The following is a 21,286-nucleotide window of genomic DNA, read 5'->3' on the forward strand; positions in this document are numbered from 1 at the left end:
CCCTTTTCCTCACACCTTTGCAAAAAAGCGCACCGGCTGAGTATCGATACTATTAATTTCCCCAATGGAGGCCAAATAGTCAAGCTGGGCCACAGTTTCCGACAACGTTAAAAATAACTGGCGCTTATAGGCCGCGGGAAACAGGCGCCGACAGATTTCAAATGCGGTCAGTTGTTCTTTTTTCAACCAGCCGTTCACCTTCATGGCGCGTTCGTGCTGAGAAACAAGCCTTTCTTCAACCAACTCTTTTAGGTTAAACACCTCATCGCCATGCCCTGTGTAAACCATTTGGAGTGGGTAAGCCAGCAGTTTCTGCATCGAACGGTTATGCTGCAGCTGTGGTTTCGGCCTTTCTGTTTCACCAGGAACCGGCGGCTCGAGGAGCGGATTAGGGGAGATATGGGCTAAAATCACATCGCCGCCAATAAGAATACCGTCCTTTTCCCGGAAAAGCCCAATCTGGCTCTGCGCATGGCCCGGAGTTTCAATCACCTGCCAGTCCGGCAGTCCGGATGTCCGCATCCCTTCTGTCAAAAGTCCCGTCAAGGAACGGCTGCAGGAATATTTCAACATTTTTTTAAAATTAGCTCCATAGGAGGAAAACTCCTGCGGCAAACCTGCCCTCTGAAACAAAAAATCAGAGAAATCCTCCAGCTGTTGAAAAAATGACTCTGTCGGATGAATCCAACGTTCGTTCAACGGATGTCCGAGAACTTCAAGTGAGTCAGGAAAAAAGTCAAGCATGCCAGCGTGGTCCGGATGGTCATGGGTAAGCACCACTTGTTCAATATCCTTTGGCGTCAAATGCAGCTCCTGTAATTGCCTGGTCAGTGCCTCCCAAGCTTCTTTTGTTTTAGGGCCAGCATCCACCAGCGTCAAGCAATCGCCCTTAAGCAAATAAACATTCACATCCCCAACAGGGAAAGGGGTCGGGAGCGTAATCTTGGCAATTCCGTCTCTCCATTCCGTCATACATCAAACTCCTTTTATTGTTATAGTTAAATAATGAGCACATTACAATATGGTAAATTTTATGAACCATTTTTCATTATGAACTAAATTTTAACGATTTTTTACTGGATTGTCATTATTTTTGCAAAGTGTTTTGATAAGTAATTTTAAAATTCAATAAACTTATCCCTTGACAGACAGGCTCTGAATCTTGCATAATCACTATTAAAATTGTTTGTTTATGCAATGACTAAGGCCAGTAAATGCAAATATGGCGAAAGAGAGTGAAGCCCCTAGGCTGAAAGACTTCACCGCCCGCTTTTACATTGAACCTACCTTACGAGCATTCAGGAAAACCTGACGTCATCCCGGCGTTAACGGGTTTAGAGTGAACTCTAATTTTATTAGAGTAAATGAAGGTGGTACCGCGGAAGCTTTTAGACCTTTCGTCCTTTAAGGATGAGAGGTCTTTTTATTTTGCGATGGTCTGCCACCGGTTTTCACGATTAAGAAGGAGGAATCATCATGCAAAAAATGGCGATTGTTGGTGCCGGTTCGATGGCTGAAGCCTTTATTTCCGGTATTCTTGAAAAAGAACTAATTGATAGAAAAAATATTTGGGTGACGAATCACTCCAATCAGGAAAGATTATCCTGCTTGCAAGAGCGTTACGGCATCCGGACAACTTATGAATTGAATGCATTGTTTGAGGATGCTGATATTGTCATGCTTGCGATGAAACCGAAGGACGCGGGAAGTTCCATTGACAATATCCGCGAGTATTTAACCGGGAACATGCTGGTTGTTTCCGTGCTGGCAGGTGTATCGATGGACACCATAGAAGCAATCGCAGGAAAGCGCCTGGCCATCGCCCGTGCGATGCCGAATACATCGGCAGCTGTCGGAAAATCCGCAACGGCTATTGCCGTAAACGAGAGGGTTTCCGAACTCCAGCTCGAAACCGCGGGAAAATTATTCGAATCAGTAGGACTGGCATCTATTGTGGGCGAAGAACAACTTGATGCGGTTACCGGCCTATCCGGCAGCGGTCCAGCTTATATTTATTACTTAATCGAGGCCATGGAAAACAGTGCCGCAGAAATTGGCCTAGAGAAGGACATGGCCCAACAGCTGATTATCCAGACCTTAATCGGGGCAGCAGAAATGGTGAAAAATTCCTCGAAGTCCCCGGAACAGTTGCGGCGGGAAGTCACAAGTCCCGGCGGCACGACCGAGGCAGGCCTCCGAGTCTTAGAAGAAAACGGAGTCCATCAAGCGTTCGTATCCTGTATCAAAGCAGCCACCGCGCAATCAAGAAAAATGGGCGAAGCTTTAAGTTCCAAGCTTACAGTGGGAAAACGGTAGCATAATCCAGCGGAGCACAGGAAACACATCATTTAGCTATCATTTGCTATACTAGTATTGGTTTAAATTTTTAAACAGGAGGGCTTTTGAATGGCAGCAAAATTATTTTCTCCCTATACGATAAAAGATGTGACGTTTAAAAATCGCATTGTCATGGCGCCAATGTGCATGTATTCTAGCGATAATGAAGACGGTCGTGTGATGAACTGGCACCGGACGCACTATACAACGAGAGCGGTCGGCCAAGTCGGGCTCATCATTGTCGAAGCAACCGCCGTTACTCCCCAAGGTCGGATTTCACCGCGGGACTTGGGCATCTGGAGCGATGACCATATTGAAGGCTTACAAGAACTGACCGGCCTCGTGAAAGAGAATGGCGCCAAGATTGGCATCCAGCTCGCCCATGCCGGCAGAAAAGCCGTTTTGGAAGGGGAAATCATTGCTCCTTCGGCAATTGCATTTAATGAAAAAAGCAAAACCCCTAAAGAAATGACGTTAGAGGATATTAAGGAAACCATAAAAGCGTTTAGAGACGGTGCGGAACGCGCCAAAAAAGCCGGGTTTGACGTCATTGAAATTCATGGTGCCCACGGCTATTTAATTCATGAATTCCTTTCACCGCTTAGCAATAAACGGACAGATCAGTATGGAGGTTCCGCTGAAGGCCGCTATCGGATTCTGCGCGAGGTCATTGATGAGGTAAAAACCGTATGGGATGGACCGTTATTTGTCAGGGTCTCGGCTCACGATTATCTAGAAGGGGGACTGGTGCCGGAAGATTACATACCGTTTGCTGAATGGATGAAGGAGCAGGGAGTCGACTTAGTGGATGTAAGCTCGGGAGCCGTTGTCCCTGCCCATATCCATACCTATCCAGGCTATCAAGTTCCCTTCGCAGAAACGATTCGCAAGGGTGCCAGTATACCTACAGGCGCAGTAGGATTAATCACCTCCCCGGTACATGCGGAAGAAATCTTGGAGAATAACCGGGCCGATTTAGTCTTTCTTGCCAGGGAGCTGCTGCGTGACCCGTACTGGCCAAGAAGAGCCGCTAAAGAACTTGGCGTGTCCATCGAGTCTCCTAAGCAGTACGAGCGGGGCTGGAATTTCTAAGTAGCAATCCATTAACGAAAAAAAGAGCTGTCTCATAAGGGGTCTCCCCACTTACTTTGAGACAGCTCTACTCTTATTAATCCGTAAGGTCGATAATAGGCTGGATTAACTACCTCGTTCAAGCATTTTTTCCCCATTCGGCCGGTTATAGCCTCGATTGGCTCCCCTACTTTACTCTTTTCTTGCCGTTCGGTCGGTAATAAGTTTTAGCGGTTCCCCTATTGTGCTTATCAATGATTTTTCATATTACTTGATAGATTGATGTTCTCTTGTAATTTTTCATAATAGAGATCAGCATCGATTGGCAGCTCGATTGTTTGCTTTAACCATGATGATAGGTAAACCGCATTGGCCAGTTCCAAACTTTTGATTCCTTCTTCACCGGGTGCCAGCAGTGGAGTTCCTTTTGCGATGGCGTCAATCCAGTTTTGGATAATCCCTTGGTGAGCGGTGTTTTCCCCAGAAATCGGGATATCAATAGTCCAGCATTCCGGTTTTCCAAAACCGCCTTTATAGGCTGCATTAAATTCGCGTTCGGATTGAGTTAACCGATAAAAAGTCAGGTTATCCTTTTCAACGACGATTTTACCGCGGTCCCCTTGAATTTCAAAGCGGTTGGTTCCTGGAGCCTCTCCCGTTGAGGCAATAAACACTCCGGTTGCCCCATTTGCGTATTCCACATATGCCGTCACATCATCTTCGACTTCAATATCATGATATTTCCCATAATGGCAAAACGCGTGAACACGCTTTGGCTCAAGGCCGGTCGTCCATTGCCACAAGTCCAGTTGATGGGGAGCTTGATTTAATAAGACGCCGCCTCCCTCACCTTTCCAAGTTGCCCGCCAATGGCTGGAATCGTAATAACTTTGGGAGCGGTACCAATCGGTGATAATCCAGTTTGTGCGTTTAATTTCACCAAGTTCACCAGATAAAATAAGGCTCCGTAATTTTTGGTATAGCGGATTGGCCCGTTGGTTAAACATCATGGAAAAAACTTTTCCGCTTTCGGCTGCGGCCGCGTTCATCTGCAATACATTCTTTGTATAAACTCCCGCAGGCTTTTCCAACAATACATGCATGCCTTTTGCAAAAGCTTTCTTGCCAAGTTCGGGGTGGCTGTAATGCGGGGTGGCAATTAACACAGCCTCGATTCCGGATTCATTAAAGAAAGCATCCTCATCTGTAAAGAATTTCACATCGTCTTTCAAATTTCCCCTTACCCACTCCTGTTGGGCCGGCCTGCCGCAAACGGCTGTTAACTCCGCCCCGGCAATCATGCCCTTGTCCAATGTATGCACATAGGATTTCCCCATGTGTCCGATTCCAATGATTCCGACTCTTACACTCATGTTTCTTCCCTCATTTGTCTTTTATTTATTTATAGGCACTGCGTGGTTTAAAACTTAACTATTTTAAAAGAGGAATTGAAATTTCCTTAAAATCCTCGGCAATGTCAACATTAGGGAAGACTTCCATGGCCTCGTTGACTAGATCTTTAGAAGCATTCCGGTCGTATCTGGCACTTATATGGGTTAGGCATAGTTGCTTGCAACCTGCTTGTTTGGCAACCCGTGCCGCTTGACAGGTCGTCGAGTGGAAATACTCGTGTGCTAGTTTTTCTTCGCCCTTTGCAAATGTTGCTTCATGGACTAACAAATCAGCATTTTCAGCAAGCTTTACGGCATTACCGGTTAACCGCGTGTCACCGAGAATGGCGACAATTCTTCCCTTTTGCGGCGGACCAAGAAATTCGGCTGGATTAATTACCCTGCCATCTTCCAGCGAAACGATTTCCCCATCTTTAATTTTTCTAAAAATCGGACCGGGCTGTACACCTGCTTCCTTCAGCTTATCTGCCAGCAGCGTCCCTGGTTTGTCTTTTTCCACAATCCGATACCCGAACGAAGTGACTCCATGGTCCAAGTGCCGCGCTTCTACTGTAAATTGATCATCTTCGAAGATGATTCCTTCATCTATCTCTATGACGGTTAACCGGTATTTTAAATAAGTTTGGCTTACTGTAAGACTTACTTGAATGTAGTCTTTAATGCCTTTAGGGCCATATACCGTAACCTCCGACTCCCCGCCTTGGAACGAACGGCTGGCAAGCAAGCCTGGAAGGCCATAAATATGGTCACCGTGAAGATGAGTGATAAAGATTTTTTCAATTCTCCGGGGTTTTAACGATGTATGTAAAATTTGATGCTGGGTGGCTTCACCGGCATCAAATAACCAAATCGCCCCCCGTTCATCAAGAAGTTTTAGCGCAATCGATGTAACATTTCGAAGCTTTGCCGGTACTCCGGCACCTGTGCCCAAGAAAAATACTTCCATATCCAAACACCTCTTTTTCCGTCCTGTCTTAGTCTATAGGTTACTATAGCATAAACTTCCACTTCATGCTCCATGTAAGAAAAACATAATGCAAATGATTACATGCAATCCATTATATTTGAGAATTCTAAGAAAAACCGCTACAATTTAATCTTGATTTACATAAGCAAAAAATGCCAGTAAGAAAAGAGGTTTCAATTTAGTGGAACAAAACATATCTTCATTAATTATGATTTTTGGGGCAACTGGTGATTTGGCCAAGCGGAAATTATTTCCTTCCCTTTACCGGCTATACGAGCGAAAGAAACTAGATAAATTTGCCGTCATTGGCGTGGCCAGACGGCCGTTAACAAACGAGGAATTTCAGAAGAATATTCGTGAATCTGTCGTGTCTTCATTAGGAGACAAAGACAATCTCGATGAGTTTATTTCCCATTTCTATTATCAATCTCATGACGTAACCGATTCTGATTCCTATGTCGCGTTAAAAAATCTAGCCGATCAAATAGATGATCAATATGGCTTGGAAGGTAACCGTATTTTTTATTTGGCTATGGCACCAGAGTTTTTTGGCACCATTGCCCTTCACTTGCAATCCGACGGTCTAACAGATGTAACGGGCTATAAGCGGCTCGTGATTGAGAAGCCTTTTGGTCATGACCTTGCTTCCGCTATCGAATTAAACAACCAGATTAGAACCGCCTTTTCCGAAGAAGAGATTTATCGGATTGACCATTATTTAGGAAAGGAAATGGTTCGGAATATCGAAGTCATCAGGTTTGCCAATGCTATATTCGAGCCGCTCTGGAATAATCGGTACATCTCCAATATTCAAATAACTTCGAGTGAAACATTAGGAGTGGAGGAACGCGGCCGGTATTACGAAACAAGCGGGGCTTTAAGGGACATGGTGCAAAACCATATGCTGCAAATGGTAGCATTGCTGGCCATGGAACCGCCAATTCGGCTGACGACTGATGAGATTCGCTCAGAAAAAGTAAGGGTGTTCCGGGCGCTTAGAGTAGTTGAGGGCGAAAAGGTAAAGGATTATTTTGTGCGCGGACAGTATGGGGAAGGCACCCTTGATAACAACTCCGTTCCTAATTATCGGGATGAACCTATGGTGGACAAGAATTCGAATACCGAAACGTTTGTGGCCGGAAAGATAAAAATTGATAATTTCCGGTGGGCCGGGGTTCCTTTCTATATTCGAACCGGTAAGCGAATGGCAGCGAAAACGACAAAGATTGTGGTGCAATTTAAAGATATTCCAATGAACTTATATTACCAAACCGAAAAAGTTCTAAATCCCAACCTTCTGGTCATTCACATACAACCCGAAGAAGGAATTACCCTGCATTTAAATGCAAAAAAAGCCGGCGGACATCTCGATGCTCAAGAGGTTAAACTAAGTTTTGCCAATACCGGAACAAATGCCATGAATACACCTGAAGGTTATGAAAAACTGCTGTTTGATTGCATGCGTGGCGATGCAACCAACTTCACCCATTGGGATGAAGTCGCCTATTCTTGGGCGTTTGTTGATAGAATCTCCGAATATTGGGAACAAACGAAAGAAGAAAGTTTTCCAAATTATGCATCAGGTTCCATGGGTCCTAAAGCAGCGGATGAGCTTTTGGAAAAAGACGGGTTCTTTTGGTGGCCTGTCAACAATATGGATGTGGATGTTTGTAAATAGTAACTAAAACGCCTTGTTAGATATACTGAGAAAAGCGATAAAACTAATAAACAGGCTCCAATTGCTGCGTGCAATGGAGCCTGTTATTCATCCTCTTGGTCTTTATTCGGGAACGATTGAAGAAAATCTTTATTAAAGCTTGTAGCCGTGCCCGCATCGGCAGGGTTTTCTTTACGGGAACCTGCTGATTCTATGATAGTTTTGCCGTACTTCTCCCGAAGATCCGATAACGTTTTTAAAAGTGGTTCTTTTTTGGCTTCCTTTTCAAAGCTGAATAAATCCAATTGTTTGTAAGCCGATTCCTGTTCGACTAAATCGTAACCGGTAATTCCTAACAATCGAATTGGGTCACCATTCCAATGTTTTAGAAACAGCTGTTTGGCACTTTCGGCAAGATCCTCCTTGTGCTGGACCGGATTGGCGAGTTTCTTGCTTCTTGTGATGGTTTTTCGGTCTTTATACCGTACGGTAATTCCTAAAGTTGCGGCAAGAACATTTTTCCGCTTCATGCGGATTGAAACGGTTTCGGCAAGCGAATCCAGCACTTGAAAAAGCTCCTGCTGATGGCTGACATCCTTGGGCAGCGTGGTGGAATTGCCAATACTTTTAAATTCCGCAACAGATTCAGGATCAACCGGACGGTCGTCAATCCCGTTAGCCCGATTCTTTAATCGGCCCCCATTAATCCCAAGCAAGGCTTTTAGCTGCCATTCATTGGCTTGTGCTAACTCTCCAATGGTTTGAATTCCAATTGTTTGCAGTTTTTCGGCTGTCTTCTTTCCCACTCCATGCATCTCTTCAGTAGGCAGCGGCCACAGAACTGCTCGGACATCGCGCTTGCGAAGAATCGTAATCCCCATCGGTTTTTTCATATCTGAGGCCATTTTCGCTAAAAACTTATTAGGAGCAATCCCAATGCTGCAAGGTAAATCAAGTTGCTCATAAATTCGCTTTTGAATATTTTCAGCAATTTCTATGGGGCTTCCCAACTCATGGGAATTCGTAATATCCATATATCCTTCATCAATCGATACAGGTTCGACAAGGTCTGTGTAATTCCTCAAAATGGTAAACATGCCAATGGATGCTGTACGGTACCGCTCAAAATTGGGCTTTTTGACAATCAGCTGCGGGCACAATTTCTTGGCCTCCCAAAGCGGCATGGTGGTTTTCACGCCGAATTTTCTTGCCTCGTAACTGCAAGTAACAATGATGCCTCTCCGCTCCTCCACATTACCGGCAATGGCCAATGGCTTTCCCTTTAAACTTGGGTCATAGGCCATCTCAACCGAGGCATAGAAGCTGTTCATATCAACATGTAAAATGACCCGGCCGTTTTTCGGATACATTTCCTTCATCTTGATCATCCTTGTTTATCGTATATCTTAAGTATAGCAAAAAGGAGAGCCGAAGACTCTCCTTTCAAGATCCTATTGGTTCGTGACAATATCGATAATAGCTAATGTCATGTCCGCCAATTTGTATAGCTCCTCGATCGACATCCGTTCATTGGTCGTGTGAATTTCTTCATAGCCAACAGCCAAGTTGACAGTTGGTATGCCCAAACCGTTGATGACGTTTGCGTCACTGCCGCCGCCGCTTTCCTGCAATTCACAGCTGCGGCCAATTTTTGCCGCTGCGCTGCGGGCAATTTCCACAACTTGGTCGCCTTCGCCAAATTTAAAGCCGGGATACATGACCTGTACGTGAACTTCGGCTCTGCCGCCCATTTCTTCAGCAGTGGTTTCAAACGCCTTCTTCATTTTGCCTACTTGAGCTTCCATTTTTTCAGGAACTAGTGAACGGGCCTCTGCTAAAATATCGACACGGTCACAAACAATGTTGGTTGCCTGTCCGCCTTCAAATCTGCCGATATTAGCCGTCGTTTCTTTGTCAATTCGTCCTAATGGCATTTTGGAAATGGCCTTTGCAGCTATCGTGATAGCTGAAACGCCCTTTTCAGGAGCAACGCCAGCATGAGCTGTTTTCCCATATATCACAGCTTTCACTTTTGCCTGGGTAGGGGCAGCAACCACGACGTTCCCTACTAAACCATCGCTATCAAGCGCATAGCCGAACTTTGCCTTTAACAAAGATGGCTCCAGCGCCTTAGCGCCAACAAGACCGGACTCCTCTCCAACGGTAATAACAAATTGAATAAGGCCATGCTGAATATTTTGTTCTTTTAGTACCCGAATGGTCTCGAACATTACGGATAAACCGGTTTTATCATCCGCACCCAAAATCGTTGTGCCGTCTGATACTACAAACCCATCCTTAATGGATGGCTTTACGCCTTTTGCTGGTACAACGGTATCCATATGGGATGTAAAGTAAATTGGTTCTACCCCTTCTTTGGTAGCCGGAAGGGTACAAATTAAATTGCCTGCTCCATGCCCGGTCACAGAGGTAGTATCATCTTCCACCACTTCTAGGCCTAAGTCAGTAAACTTTTGTTTGAGGACTTTGGCAATTTGCGCTTCGTTTTTTGTTTCTGATTCGATTTGAACGAGCTCTAAAAATTCATTTAACAGACGTTCCTGATTAATCATCTAGAAGACCTCCAAATATGTACTCTCTATATCAGTATACCTTTTCCGGTTCCCTCCATCAAATAAAAGGCGGCACAGGTCGCATTTATAGCGGAATATTCCCATGTTTTTTCTTCGGTCTTGATTCTTGTTTATTCCGCAGCATTTCCAATGCCTGGACAATTTTGATTCTTGTGTCCCTTGGGTCAATCACATCATCCACCATCCCCCGACTGGCGGCCACATAAGGATTGGCAAACTTTTTCCGATATTCTTCAATTTTTTGCTGTCTAGTTATTTCGGGATTTTCACTGTTTTGGATTTCTTTGGCAAAGATGATATTGGCTGCCCCTTGCGGACCCATAACGGCTATTTCCGCATTTGGCCAGGCAAAAACCAAATCTGCCCCAATCGACTTACTATTCAAGGCCACATATGCCCCGCCATATGCCTTTCTTAAAATAACCGTAAGCTTTGGAACCGTTGCCTCTGAGTAAGCAAATAAAATTTTTGCTCCATGGCGGATAATCCCGCCATGTTCTTGTTTGACACCTGGGAAAAAGCCGGTGACATCCTCAAATGTAATAATAGGTATATTAAAAGAATCGCAGGTCCGGATAAACCGGGCTGCCTTGTCGGAAGAATCAATATCCAGGCCGCCGGCCATTACCTTAGGCTGATTGCAAACAAGCCCTACGGTTTCTCCCTTTACCCTGGCAAACCCAACCACGATATTTTTGGCAAACTCCTGGTGGATTTCCATAAATGAATCCTCGTCCACCACATGTTCGATGACTTTGCGGACATCGTATGGCCGGACTGCATCAAATGGTACAACATCAATTAAGTCCGGGCGATAATCTTCCTGTTCGTGATATTCATGCCTTGGGGGTTTCTCTTGATTGTTTTGAGGAAGATAGCTTAGCAGCATGCGGACATTTTGTAAGACTTCCTCTTCTGTAGCCGCTTTAAAATGAGCATTACCGCTGATAGAATTATGGACGGCAGCACCCCCAAGGTTTTCGGGTGAGATTTTTTCTCCCGTAACAGTTTCAATTACCTTAGGGCCGGTAATAAACATCTGGCTCGTCTTTTCCACCATAAATACAAAATCGGTAATAGCAGGCGAATAGACAGCCCCACCGGCACACGGCCCCATAATAACAGAAATTTGTGGGATAACGCCGGAGTATATGGCATTCCGGTAAAAGATCTGTCCATAGCCATCCAATGAAACGACCCCTTCTTGGATGCGCGCCCCTCCTGAGTCATTCAAACCAACAAACGGTGTGCCATTCTTTGCAGCCAAATCCATGACATTGGCGATTTTCTTGGCATGCATTTCCCCTAAGGCACCGCCAAAAACGGTAAAATCTTGGGAGAATAAGTAGATTGAGCGTCCGTTTACTTTTCCATAACCTGTGACAACCCCATCGCCCGGACCTTTTTGTTCGTCCAAGCCAAAATCATTGGTCCGATGTTCGATAAACGGATTCAATTCGACAAAGGTACCGCTATCCACCAATAGGTCGATTCTTTCCCTCGCTGTCAGTTTCCCTTTGACGTGCTGCTTTTCAATCCGTTCATCACCGCCGCCGAGCTCGATTTCCCGTCTTTTATCATACAATTCATTCAATTTTTCGAAGATGTCTACCATTACCCCTTCATCCCCTTCTTTTCACAAAGCTCAAATAATACACCGGATGCCGACTTCGGATGCATAAAGGCGATATGTGCTCCCCCGGCACCAAGCCTCGGGCTTTCATCAATCATCCGGATCCCTTGTTCCTTCATTTCCCTAATTCTTTCTTCTATGGATTCCACACCAAACGCAACATGGTGAATGCCTTCGCCACGTTTCTCAATAAATATGGCGATTGTGCTTTGTGGTGAGGTTGGCTCCAAAAGTTCAAGCATCGTTTCTCCCGCCTGCAGAAAGGCCACCTTCACCTTTTGACTGTCCACCTCTTCAATTTTTAACAATGGAAGCTTGAGCACCCCCGTATAAAAAGGAAGAACGGTTTCAAGCGACTTGACTGCTATCCCGATATGGTCCACCTTTTTAATCATGACTTCTCCCCTTGTCCCAATATTGACATTTTTTAGACAATTACATTATTCTAGAAAAAATTCATAAATCCTTCCTAATTTCCCATATCCGTTCCGTTGTTTAACTTGACCTATCGATGTAAAATGTTCGTATAGACTTGAAGGAGGTACTTATCATTGAGAAATAAGAAAACAAGAAAAATAATTGTCTATTTAATGCTGTTTGCTATGCTTGCCTCCACCCTCCTCCTTGGAATCGCGCGTTTTCTAAATTAGCGGCATAAAAAGAGGATGACTTGTACGGATAGTAACCCATACTAGTCATCCTCTTTGCCTTTATTGGATGGCTCCATGTTCCCTCGCTAATTCCTCAAACGAATGCTTGGAACTGGTGATCAGCAATTTAGTTCCGATTGGAATCAATTGAAATAAATTGCTGATTATTTCATTTTGAGTGCGGATACAGCCCTGTGAAATATATTTACCGACAGATGCGGGTTGATTGGTGCCGTGGATGCCATAGGTTCTGCCATCAGTTCCTCTTGCGTCAAACCCTATCCAACGTGCCCCGAGCGGATTTCTCGGGTCTCCGCCTGGGATATCTTTACGTCGGTAATAGGGATCTTTTGCTTTTACGGTAATCGTAAACAAGCCTTCAGGTGTCAGTTCTTGTGTCTTACCGGTCCCGACACTGACTGTCGTTTGTACCCGGTTTTCGTTGACAAACGCCAATTCATTTGTACTTTTATTCACAATCACAAACGGGTCACCAGGCATTGGATTGGTGCCGAGTGGCCATAATGGAGACAGGAATACCGTAAACAGGACTGTTGATAAAATCTTTATCAAATAAACCACCTGCCTTTTTTTCCTTAGCTTGCCTCGATTTGTCTCACTCATTCATTTTCCATTTTTCTGACAAAACAAAAAGATGGCCGAATAGGCCATCTGAATTAAACTTTATATTAAAGCATTTTTTGTAAGAATTCTTGTGCTCTTTGGCTCTTTGGTTTGGTAAAAAATTCCTCTGGCGAGCTGTCCTCAACGAGCAATCCATTATCTAGGAAAAGCACCCTGTCGGCAACCTCTTTGGCAAAGCCCATTTCATGAGTCACGATTGCCATTGTCATACCAGTATGTGCCAATGTCTTCATAACGTCTAATACTTCTTTTACCATTTCTGGGTCAAGAGCGGATGTTGGTTCATCGAATAGCATAACATCTGGCTGCATGGCCAATGCCCTTGCAATCGCTACCCGCTGTTTCTGGCCTCCTGACAGCCGATTGGGAAATTCGCCCGCCTTGTCAGATAAACCTACCCTCTCTAGTAATTCTAACCCTATTTTCTCCGCTTCGGCTTTGGTGTAGCCTTTCACCTTGATTGGTGCATAGGTTAGATTCTCAAGAACCGTTTTATGTGGAAAAAGATGAAAGTGCTGGAACACCATTCCGACATTTTGACGGACCTTCATGATATTGGTTTTCTTACTTGTTATTTCCTGATCGCCAATCCAGACCTTCCCGTCCGTCGGTTTTTCCAAATGGTTCATACAACGCAAGAAGGTCGATTTTCCTGATCCGGATGGCCCAATAATGGCTACCACTTCCCCCGGTTTTATCGAAGTCGTAATCCCCTTTAATACCTCAAGTTTTCCATAGTTTTTATATAAATTTTCTACCTTAATCACTGCGTCTCATTCTCCCTTCAACTGCTTTTCCCAAGAAGGTTAAGGCAATAACAAGTACATAATAAATCAGCCCGGCAATTAACAATGGTTCAAAGTACGAATAATATTCCGCTCCCACCTGATAAGAACGGCGCATAACATCCATTACACCAATTGTGGTAACAATGGCTGATTCTTTGGTCAAAGAGATAAATTCATTTAATAGTGCAGGCAGGATATTCTTTAATGCTTGCGGCAGGATAATATCCCACATCATTTTTCCGTAAGGCACGCCTAAAGCCATCGCCGCTTCCTGTTGTCCCTTATCTACCGCAAGAATTCCGGCGCGGATAATTTCGGAGATATAGGCTCCGGAATTTAGCGAGAAGGATAATACGGCAGCCGTATAGGGCTCTATTTGATAACCAAAGATTTGCGGTGACCCAAAATAAATCAGCATCAGCTGCAAAACAAGCGGAGTCCCGCGGAAAATCGATGTATACAGGTCGGCAAACCAGCCGAGTACTTTGATTGAACTTATTTTAAATAGAGATAAAATAATACCAAAAATAAATCCCAGTACCCCTGCTAATAGAACAATTTTCAAGGTTACTAAAACACCTTTTAAAATATAGGGCAGAGAAGGGATGAATTGTGCAAAATCCAAATTCATTATGATCGTCCTTCCTAATAAAAATAGGAGAGACGTCTGGAAGCAATTATATTTCCAAACGTCTCATTAAGTAATTGATGTTATTGTTGATCGCCAAACCATTTTATGACTAGTTTATCCAATTCGCCATTTTCTTTCATTTTCTTTAGTTCTTTATTAAACTTTTCAGTTAGGTCACTGTTCTTTGGAAACGCAATGGCAGAACCAGCTTCAGGGTCGTCATTAAGTGTAAAGCCTTGCAGCTCGGTTTCTTTAGTAAAATAACCCTTCGCAACGGTGTCTTCAATAATTGCAGCATCAAATCGGCCTGCTTTAATTTCTTGGATAAGATCTTGGATACGATTGCGGTCTTCAATTTTAATCGGAATCTCTTTATTAATTTCTTTTGCTTTATCTGCCTGAATAGAACCAAGCTGGACGCCAACCGTTTTGCCTTTCAGGTCTTCTAGTTTGGAAATGCCGCTGTCCTTTTTGGAAACAATCATGAATTGCGCGTTATAGTAGATATCACTGAAATCCACATTTTTCTTTCTTTTCTCCGTAGGAGTCATCCCAGCTAAAACAAAGTCTGCCTGGCCTGATTTTAAAGCTTGCACAAGGCCATTGAAATCCATGTCTTTGACTTCCATCTTATAGCCAAGCTTGCTGGTAATTGCTTTTGCCAAATCCACATCGAAACCGATAATTTCATCGCTTTTTTCTGTTTCGATATACTCAAATGGAGCATAATCTGCAGAAGTTCCCATTACCAATACTTTTTTGTCGCTGGCTTTGCTTGTTTTTTCGCTGGAACCACAACCAGCCAGTAAGCCTGCTGCCAATACCATTGAGGTTAATAAAATAAATCCCTTTTTCATTTGTTTTCCCCCTATAAAGTTATCCGACTATTTGAATTATTGTTTTTTACATAATCTGAATACAATTATTATCCTTTTAGCAGATTAATAGTCTACAGGATTAATAATTATTCAACGTATTGAATTTTAACACATAAAAATAATTATGCAAATATATTTTCAATAATTCCTTAGATATTTTTTTGATGTAAATTTTGCCAAAAAAAATAGACCATTTTCGATAGGAAAATGGCCTTTTTGTGTCGGGGATTTATACTTCTTCACAGTATTTTTCGAATTCTTGTTGTAGTTTTGCTACAACAGTTGCTGGATCATTACCTTCAATTTGATGTCTTTCAACCATCGTACAAATCTTTCCGTCCTTCAACAGAGCAAAAGATGGTGAGGATGGCGGATATCCAGTAAAATAGCTTCTAGCTTTTTCCGTAGCATCTTTATCCTGTCCGGCAAAGACGGTTACCAAGCGGTCAGGGCGCTTATCATAATGCACGGCATAGGCCGCAGCTGGACGGGCAACGCCACCGGCGCATCCGCATACAGAATTGATCATGACCAATGTGGTGCCTTGTTGTGTTAGAGCCTCATCCACTTCCTCCGGTGTTTTAAGCTCTTCATATCCTGCAGAAACGATTTCTTGCCGCGCTTGGCGAACAACATCGTTCATGAATATATTAAAATCCATACTCATAAAATCACTCCTTATTAATCAATATACCTACATCATAACAGTAAAAATATTATTTATTCAAATGAAGAGTTCACCATGTAGTATATTTATTGATTTTGTTCCATAAAAAGTCTAAACAGCATGTCGGCAGCACTTGCGACAGTCCGTTCACCAGCAATCACCTGATTCTCCAATTTCGGGAGTTGGCTTTTTACATCAGGATGATGATAAAACTGGTAATGGAGATGGTCCGCAATAATGGAATACAACCACTCTCTTGATTGGGCCTTCCGTCTCTCCTCAAATCCTCCTGAAGCTCTCCCGGTTTTCTCAAAGGATTGGATTACCTGCCATATATCACTTATGCCTTCATTAGTGATGGAGGAACAAGTAAAGGCTTTTGTTTCCCAGCCTTTTGTCGCAGGCTGCAGGAAATGCAAAATCCGGTTATATTCCTGCCGGGTCTTTTCTGCCTTCGGTTTATTGGAACCGTCTGCCTTGTGGACAATGACCGCGTCCGCGAGTTCCATAATTCCCTTTTTCATCCCCTGCAATTCATCACCAGCACCCGTGAGGACGAGCAGCATGAAGAAATCCACCATATCCCTAATCAAGACTTCACTTTGCCCGACGCCAACAGTTTCGATAAGGATCACATCGAAACTGGCTGCTTCACATAGCAGCATGGCTTCCCTTGTTTTGCGGTGCACCCCTCCCAATTTTCCCGCTGTGGGGGATGGCCTGATAAACGCCCGTGGATGTTTGGACAGCTGCTCCATTCTCGTTTTGTCGCCAAGGATACTGCCGCCGCTGATGCTGGAGCTTGGATCAATAGCCAAAACTGCAACACGATATCCTTTATTGCATAAATACAGGCCGAAGGATTCAATAAATGTGCTTTTTCCTGCCCCAGGCACACCGGTAATCCCGATGCGGATTGAGTTACCAGTATAAGGCAGCAATTTTTGCAAAAGAGACTGGGCTTTTTGGAAGTGTTGCTCTGCATTGCTTTCTGCAAGCGTAATGGCCCTAGCCAGAATACTCCTATTTCCCCGAAGGACTCCTTCAAACAATTCATCTATTGATGGCTCGGTATTCCGGCGTTTTTGAAACCGGATATTTTTTTGTATTGGGCTGTTCTCGGGGCGTTGGTCCATAGCCATTATGGTGCCACTTCCTCATAGCCCAGCTGTTTATAAATTTCCTTGATTACCTTTTGTGCGGCGACTGGGATAATCGTACCCGGCCCAAAGATGGCGGCTGCACCGTGATCGTATAAATATTGATAATCTTGAGCGGGTATGACGCCGCCTGCCACCACGAGAATGTCTTCTCTGCCCAGCTTCTTCAATTCTGCCACAAGCTGCGGCAAAAGCGTCTTGTGGCCGGCAGCAAGCGAACTCATGCCGATGACATGAACATCATTTTCGATCGCTTGCATAGCGGTCTCCTCTGGAGTTTGAAACAGCGGTCCGATATCGACGTCAAACCCCAGGTCGGCAAATGCTGTTGCAATGACCTTTGCTCCGCGGTCATGACCATCCTGGCCCATTTTTGCGATTAAAATCCGCGGTCTTCTGCCCTCGTTTTCTACGAACTCATCAGTCATTTTTTGAACCACTATGATTTCCTCATCGTTGTGGAAGGCTGTGCTGTATACACCACTTATGGATCGAATCACGGCTTTATGCCGTCCGGCCGCTTCTTCGATTGAATCGGAAATTTCCCCTAGCGTAGCCCGCACGCGTGCCGCTTGAACAGCCAATTCCAATAAGTTGCCTTCACCACCTGCTGCAGCAGCCGTTAGGGCTTTCAGGGCTTCCGCCACTTTTTGGTCATCACGTCCTGCCTTGAGTTGATTCAATTTTTCAATTTGTGTTAACCTTACAGCCGTATTGTCAATGTCCAATATCTCAATTGGTTCGTCCCTTTCCGGACGGTAACGGTTCACACCTACTATAATTTCATTGCCTGAGTCAATTTGCGCCTGCCTCCGTGCCGCCGCTTCCTCTATCCTCATTTTTGGCAGCCCCGTTTCAATGGCTTTTGCCATGCCTCCAAGACTCTCGATTTCTTCAATATGTCCCCATGCCCGCTTGATTAATTCATCGGTCAGCTTTTCCACATAATAAGATCCGCCCCATGGGTCAATAACCTTGGTGATGCCCGTTTCCTCTTGCAAAAATAATTGCGTGTTTCTGGCAATTCGCGCCGAAAAATCCGTAGGAAGGGCAATCGCTTCATCCAATGCATTGGTATGCAAGGATTGGGTATGGCCCATAGCTGCCGCATGAGCTTCAATCAAGGTCCTAGTCACATTATTAAACGGATCCTGCTCCGTCAGACTCCACCCGGATGTTTGCGAATGTGTCCGCAATGCCATTGATTTTTCGTTTTTAGGATGGAAGGATTTCATCATCTTTGCCCAAATGAACCTGGCCGCCCGCATTTTGGCCACTTCCATAAAATAATTCATCCCTGTGGCCCAGAAAAATGACAGCCTTGGCGCAAAGGAGTCGATATCGATTCCTGCCTTCAGCCCGGTCCTTACGTACTCCAGTCCATCCGCCAGTGTGTAGGCCAATTCCAGGTCGGCGGGTGCCCCCGCTTCCTGCATATGATAGCCGGAAATACTGATGCTGTTAAACTTCGGCATGTACTTTGACGTATATTCAAAAATATCAGCAATAATTTTCATGGACATTTCAGGAGGATAAATATATGTGTTACGGACCATGTATTCTTTTAAAATATCATTTTGAATGGTGCCGGAGAGCTTATCTTGGGTAACCCCCTGCTCCTCTGCCGTGACGATATAAAAAGCCATTATTGGCAGTACTGCCCCGTTCATAGTCATCGAGACAGACATTTGGTCTAATGGGATTCCTTCAAAAAGGGTTTTCATATCCATAATGGAGTCAATAGCAACCCCCGCTTTGCCCACATCGCCTATTACCCGGGGATGATCTGAGTCATATCCCCTATGGGTAGCCAAGTCAAAGGCGACTGATAATCCTTTTTGGCCCATTGCCAGATTTCTGCGATAAAACGAATTGCTCTCCTCGGCTGTTGAAAAACCGGCATATTGCCGGACCGTCCAAGGCCGGTTCACATACATCGTCGGATAGGGTCCCCTTGTAAATGGAGGGATTCCCGGCAAATGGTCAAGATGTTCTAATCCCTCCAAGTCCAATTTTGTATAAATGGGTTTTAGGCTGATTTGTTCATTTGTTTCAAACAGCAGATCGTCCAAGGGCGCTTGAAGGTCCTTTTCTGCCAGTTCCCTCCAATTTTCCTTCGTGGAAAAGAGTGGTTGATCAAATAAGGACAAACTTTGGAAATTAGGCCTTTGTTTCTTCATTGAATTGCACCTCCATGCTGCCCAATATGGCTGAGACGGTTTCATAGCAATTGCTTTTTACATGGATAAACTGATTGATTCCTTCTTTTCTCCAGTGCTCCTGTTTTTCTTTTTCAGGCAGTCCCGCCAAACAGAATACTAGATTGGGATATTCCGTTTTTAAAGCTAAAAGAAGCTCGTGCCCCATTTGTTCATACTGCTCATTGGTGCCGCACAAACAAGCCCATTTCAGTTGTGCCTCGTTTAAAAATCGCTTTGCCTCCTCTAGACAGAAAAGCGGTCCACTCTCAATGGTTTGGATTCCCCCTGCCGCCAAGAACCCTTTCATAAAATCAAGCCTTGGTTTATGCTGCTTTAACTCCCCCAGACAAAGCATTCCTGCAACAACTGGCGCACCTGTGTTAGCTTCAAGTTGTTTTGCTCTGTTTCTTAGTTGTTCATATGGCTCAGATAATCTTCTTTGCGGGATATTTGTGATTTGAATTTCGGAGGCGGCACCAAAGTCTCCCCAAGTAACTGCACAATCCTTTTCTGCCGGCTCAAGAAGAGCCTCGTCAACTTTTGCATACGCATTTGTTCCAATGATGCTTTGCTTCCTAAATTGAACATCATGGTTTCTTTTAGAAAAAACCGTTTCTATCTGCTCTTGCAGCCAATCAGATTTTAAAACTTCAAGGATGCCACCCCTTGCGTCAATCTGCTGGAAAAACGCCCAGGCTTCTTCCGCTAACTGATTGGTCAGCGATTCTATATACCACGAGCCTCCTGCAGGGTCGATGATTTTCTTGAGCTGGGTCTCTTCTTTTAAGATCAGTTGAATATTGCGGGCAATCCGTTCGGAGAGAGCGGTGTATCCTGTGATTTCATCGTATGGTGCGGTATGTAAATACTGTACACCTCCCAAAACAGCAGCAAAGGTTTCATTTGCCGTCCGCAGCAGGTTAACATGCGGGTCAGTTACCGTCAACGTAAACCGGGATGTCTCTGCCGCAATTTCCATTCGCTGCGTCTGTTGTTCCGCCCCATATAGGGAGGCAATCCGACCCCAGACAATCCGAGCGGCCCTCAATTTGGCCAACTCGGTAAAAAATTGGCTGCCTATCGAGAATTGGAAAACCATTTTGGAAAGCGCCGACTCGACATCCATTCCCGCTTCCGTTAGCTGATCCAGGTAAAAAACCCCGGTTGCTGCGGCGATACCAATCTCTTGTACCGAGTTTGCCCCGCCGTTATGGAAAGGGGATGAATCAATAAGAACTGTTCGCAATTTAGGATAATATTGGTTTGCATTAACAATATCATTCAGCCAGTCCTTGAAAGTATTTTGGTCGAAGCGACCCTGGACGGCCGAAAGGGCAACGGGGTCATTGGCAATATATCCGGTTACTTGGCTTGAGTTATATTGGTTGTTGATTAGATGGGTTAAAAATTCGGCATGCAGCCATTTGGTGTTCACCGCAAAAGGAAAGTGTGGGTAGAAATCCGAAAAGCCAAGATTTTCGACTAAATCCTTCGTTACCTCAAAAGAGATAGCCGTTTGTCCTTTTTCGAATGCGAAGTTGAGTTTATCTTTCAGTTCATTCGGTGTATCCGCCTTTATTCGTTGGGCAATCTTCCATTCGTGGGTCACATACCCCAACGGATGGATCCCCCTTCGTAAATCGGAACCGCATGGATATTGGGGCACAGTCTGTTCATCTTTGGGTGAATAAAGCGGCTTTAAGCCAATATTTTCGTATGTGGTACCCATTAACACGCCGAGCGGCTTTCCTTTTAAAGACGCTTTGGCCCGTTCTTCCCATTCTTGTAATGATGGAGAAGGAAAAGTTTGATTTTTGATACTCTCCATACCTTCTTCATCCCCCTTCCTGATATTTAATAATTAGGCAATGTTAAATGATATTATTGACTTTTTAACACTGTTGATTAGAGCAGATAAGCTCGATTCCTGCGGGAGTACGGGGCAGGGCAGGGGAGCGCGCTGCCAGCTCTCCGGCACGCCTGTGGGTTCGCTGA

The 21,286-nt window shown here is 44.5% G+C and carries 19 protein-coding genes; 4 read left to right on the forward strand and 15 right to left on the reverse strand.

Features of this window, described 5'->3' with window-relative positions; translation table 11 throughout:
- Positions 1-9 precede the first annotated feature (9 nt).
- A complete protein-coding gene (locus tag ACY8D0_RS19305) occupies positions 10-972 on the reverse strand; it encodes an MBL fold metallo-hydrolase (RefSeq protein ID WP_462412120.1) in 963 nt (320 codons plus the stop codon).
- Between the two features lie 504 nt (positions 973-1,476).
- Between ACY8D0_RS19305 and proC the strand changes: the two genes are divergently transcribed.
- Together proC and namA are read left to right on the forward strand one after the other, a co-directional pair.
- Positions 1,477-2,316, forward strand: coding sequence for a pyrroline-5-carboxylate reductase (gene proC, locus ACY8D0_RS19310; RefSeq protein ID WP_462412121.1), 840 nt, complete (start codon positions 1,477-1,479; stop codon positions 2,314-2,316).
- Between the two features lie 90 nt (positions 2,317-2,406).
- Entirely contained in the window at positions 2,407-3,429 is a 1,023-nt protein-coding gene (gene namA, locus ACY8D0_RS19315) for an NADPH dehydrogenase NamA (protein WP_462412122.1), read from the forward strand.
- Positions 3,430-3,659: 230 nt separating this feature from the next.
- On the opposite strand, the gene ACY8D0_RS19320 is transcribed toward namA, so the two are convergent.
- A complete protein-coding gene (locus tag ACY8D0_RS19320) occupies positions 3,660-4,781 on the reverse strand; it encodes a Gfo/Idh/MocA family protein (protein ID WP_462412123.1) in 1,122 nt (373 codons plus the stop codon).
- A 58-nt stretch (positions 4,782-4,839) separates the two neighbouring features.
- Positions 4,840-5,766 carry a ribonuclease Z gene (gene rnz / locus ACY8D0_RS19325; RefSeq protein WP_462412124.1) on the reverse strand — a complete coding sequence of 309 codons (927 nt, stop codon included), beginning with the start codon at positions 5,764-5,766 and terminating at the stop codon, positions 4,840-4,842.
- Between the two features lie 229 nt (positions 5,767-5,995).
- Between rnz and zwf the strand changes: the two genes are divergently transcribed.
- The gene (gene zwf / locus ACY8D0_RS19330) at positions 5,996-7,465 is read left to right on the forward strand and encodes a glucose-6-phosphate dehydrogenase (protein WP_462412511.1); all 1,470 of its coding nucleotides are present in this window, start codon (positions 5,996-5,998) and stop codon (positions 7,463-7,465) included.
- Between the two features lie 83 nt (positions 7,466-7,548).
- Here the strand turns inward: zwf and ACY8D0_RS19335 are convergent, their stop codons facing one another.
- From ACY8D0_RS19335 to mce, 4 genes are all read right to left on the reverse strand, one after another.
- Positions 7,549-8,823 carry a DNA polymerase IV gene (locus ACY8D0_RS19335; RefSeq protein ID WP_462412125.1) on the reverse strand — a complete coding sequence of 425 codons (1,275 nt, stop codon included), beginning with the start codon at positions 8,821-8,823 and terminating at the stop codon, positions 7,549-7,551.
- 72 nt (positions 8,824-8,895) lie between these two features.
- A complete protein-coding gene (locus ACY8D0_RS19340; RefSeq protein ID WP_462412126.1) occupies positions 8,896-10,017 on the reverse strand; it encodes a tripeptidase T in 1,122 nt (373 codons plus the stop codon).
- Positions 10,018-10,102: 85 nt separating this feature from the next.
- A complete protein-coding gene (locus ACY8D0_RS19345; RefSeq protein ID WP_462412127.1) occupies positions 10,103-11,653 on the reverse strand; it encodes an acyl-CoA carboxylase subunit beta in 1,551 nt (516 codons plus the stop codon).
- Positions 11,653-12,066, reverse strand: a complete 414-nt coding sequence (gene mce / locus ACY8D0_RS19350) for a methylmalonyl-CoA epimerase (RefSeq protein ID WP_462412128.1) — start codon at positions 12,064-12,066, stop codon at positions 11,653-11,655. Before mce ends, ACY8D0_RS19345 begins: the two co-directional genes overlap by 1 nt.
- Positions 12,067-12,222: 156 nt before the next feature.
- Between mce and prli42 the strand changes: the two genes are divergently transcribed.
- On the forward strand, positions 12,223-12,321 hold the full coding sequence (gene prli42, locus ACY8D0_RS19355) for a stressosome-associated protein Prli42 (protein ID WP_462412129.1): 99 nt from the start codon (positions 12,223-12,225) through the stop codon (positions 12,319-12,321).
- Between the two features lie 60 nt (positions 12,322-12,381).
- Here prli42 and ACY8D0_RS19360 read toward each other — a convergent pair whose 3' ends face one another.
- From ACY8D0_RS19360 to ACY8D0_RS19395, 8 genes are all read right to left on the reverse strand, one after another.
- Complete coding sequence (locus tag ACY8D0_RS19360) at positions 12,382-12,891, reverse strand: L,D-transpeptidase (protein WP_462412512.1); 510 nt, start codon at positions 12,889-12,891, stop codon at positions 12,382-12,384.
- Positions 12,892-13,010: 119 nt separating this feature from the next.
- Positions 13,011-13,733, reverse strand: coding sequence for an amino acid ABC transporter ATP-binding protein (locus ACY8D0_RS19365; protein WP_462412130.1), 723 nt, complete (start codon positions 13,731-13,733; stop codon positions 13,011-13,013).
- Positions 13,726-14,385, reverse strand: a complete 660-nt coding sequence (locus ACY8D0_RS19370) for an amino acid ABC transporter permease (RefSeq protein WP_462412131.1) — start codon at positions 14,383-14,385, stop codon at positions 13,726-13,728. The genes ACY8D0_RS19365 and ACY8D0_RS19370 overlap by 8 nt, the downstream gene beginning before the upstream one ends.
- A gap of 80 nt (positions 14,386-14,465) precedes the next feature.
- On the reverse strand, positions 14,466-15,242 hold the full coding sequence (locus tag ACY8D0_RS19375; protein WP_462412132.1) for a transporter substrate-binding domain-containing protein: 777 nt from the start codon (positions 15,240-15,242) through the stop codon (positions 14,466-14,468).
- Between the two features lie 250 nt (positions 15,243-15,492).
- A complete protein-coding gene (locus ACY8D0_RS19380; protein ID WP_462412133.1) occupies positions 15,493-15,930 on the reverse strand; it encodes a BrxA/BrxB family bacilliredoxin in 438 nt (145 codons plus the stop codon).
- A gap of 86 nt (positions 15,931-16,016) precedes the next feature.
- Entirely contained in the window at positions 16,017-17,066 is a 1,050-nt protein-coding gene (meaB, locus tag ACY8D0_RS19385) for a methylmalonyl Co-A mutase-associated GTPase MeaB (protein ID WP_462412513.1), read from the reverse strand.
- A gap of 5 nt (positions 17,067-17,071) precedes the next feature.
- Complete coding sequence (gene scpA, locus ACY8D0_RS19390) at positions 17,072-19,270, reverse strand: methylmalonyl-CoA mutase (protein ID WP_462412134.1); 2,199 nt, start codon at positions 19,268-19,270, stop codon at positions 17,072-17,074.
- Complete coding sequence (locus ACY8D0_RS19395; RefSeq protein ID WP_462412135.1) at positions 19,251-21,119, reverse strand: methylmalonyl-CoA mutase family protein; 1,869 nt, start codon at positions 21,117-21,119, stop codon at positions 19,251-19,253. Before ACY8D0_RS19395 ends, scpA begins: the two co-directional genes overlap by 20 nt.
- Between the last annotated feature and the right edge of the window lie 167 nt (positions 21,120-21,286).

This window comes from Neobacillus camarae (assembly GCF_054950115.1).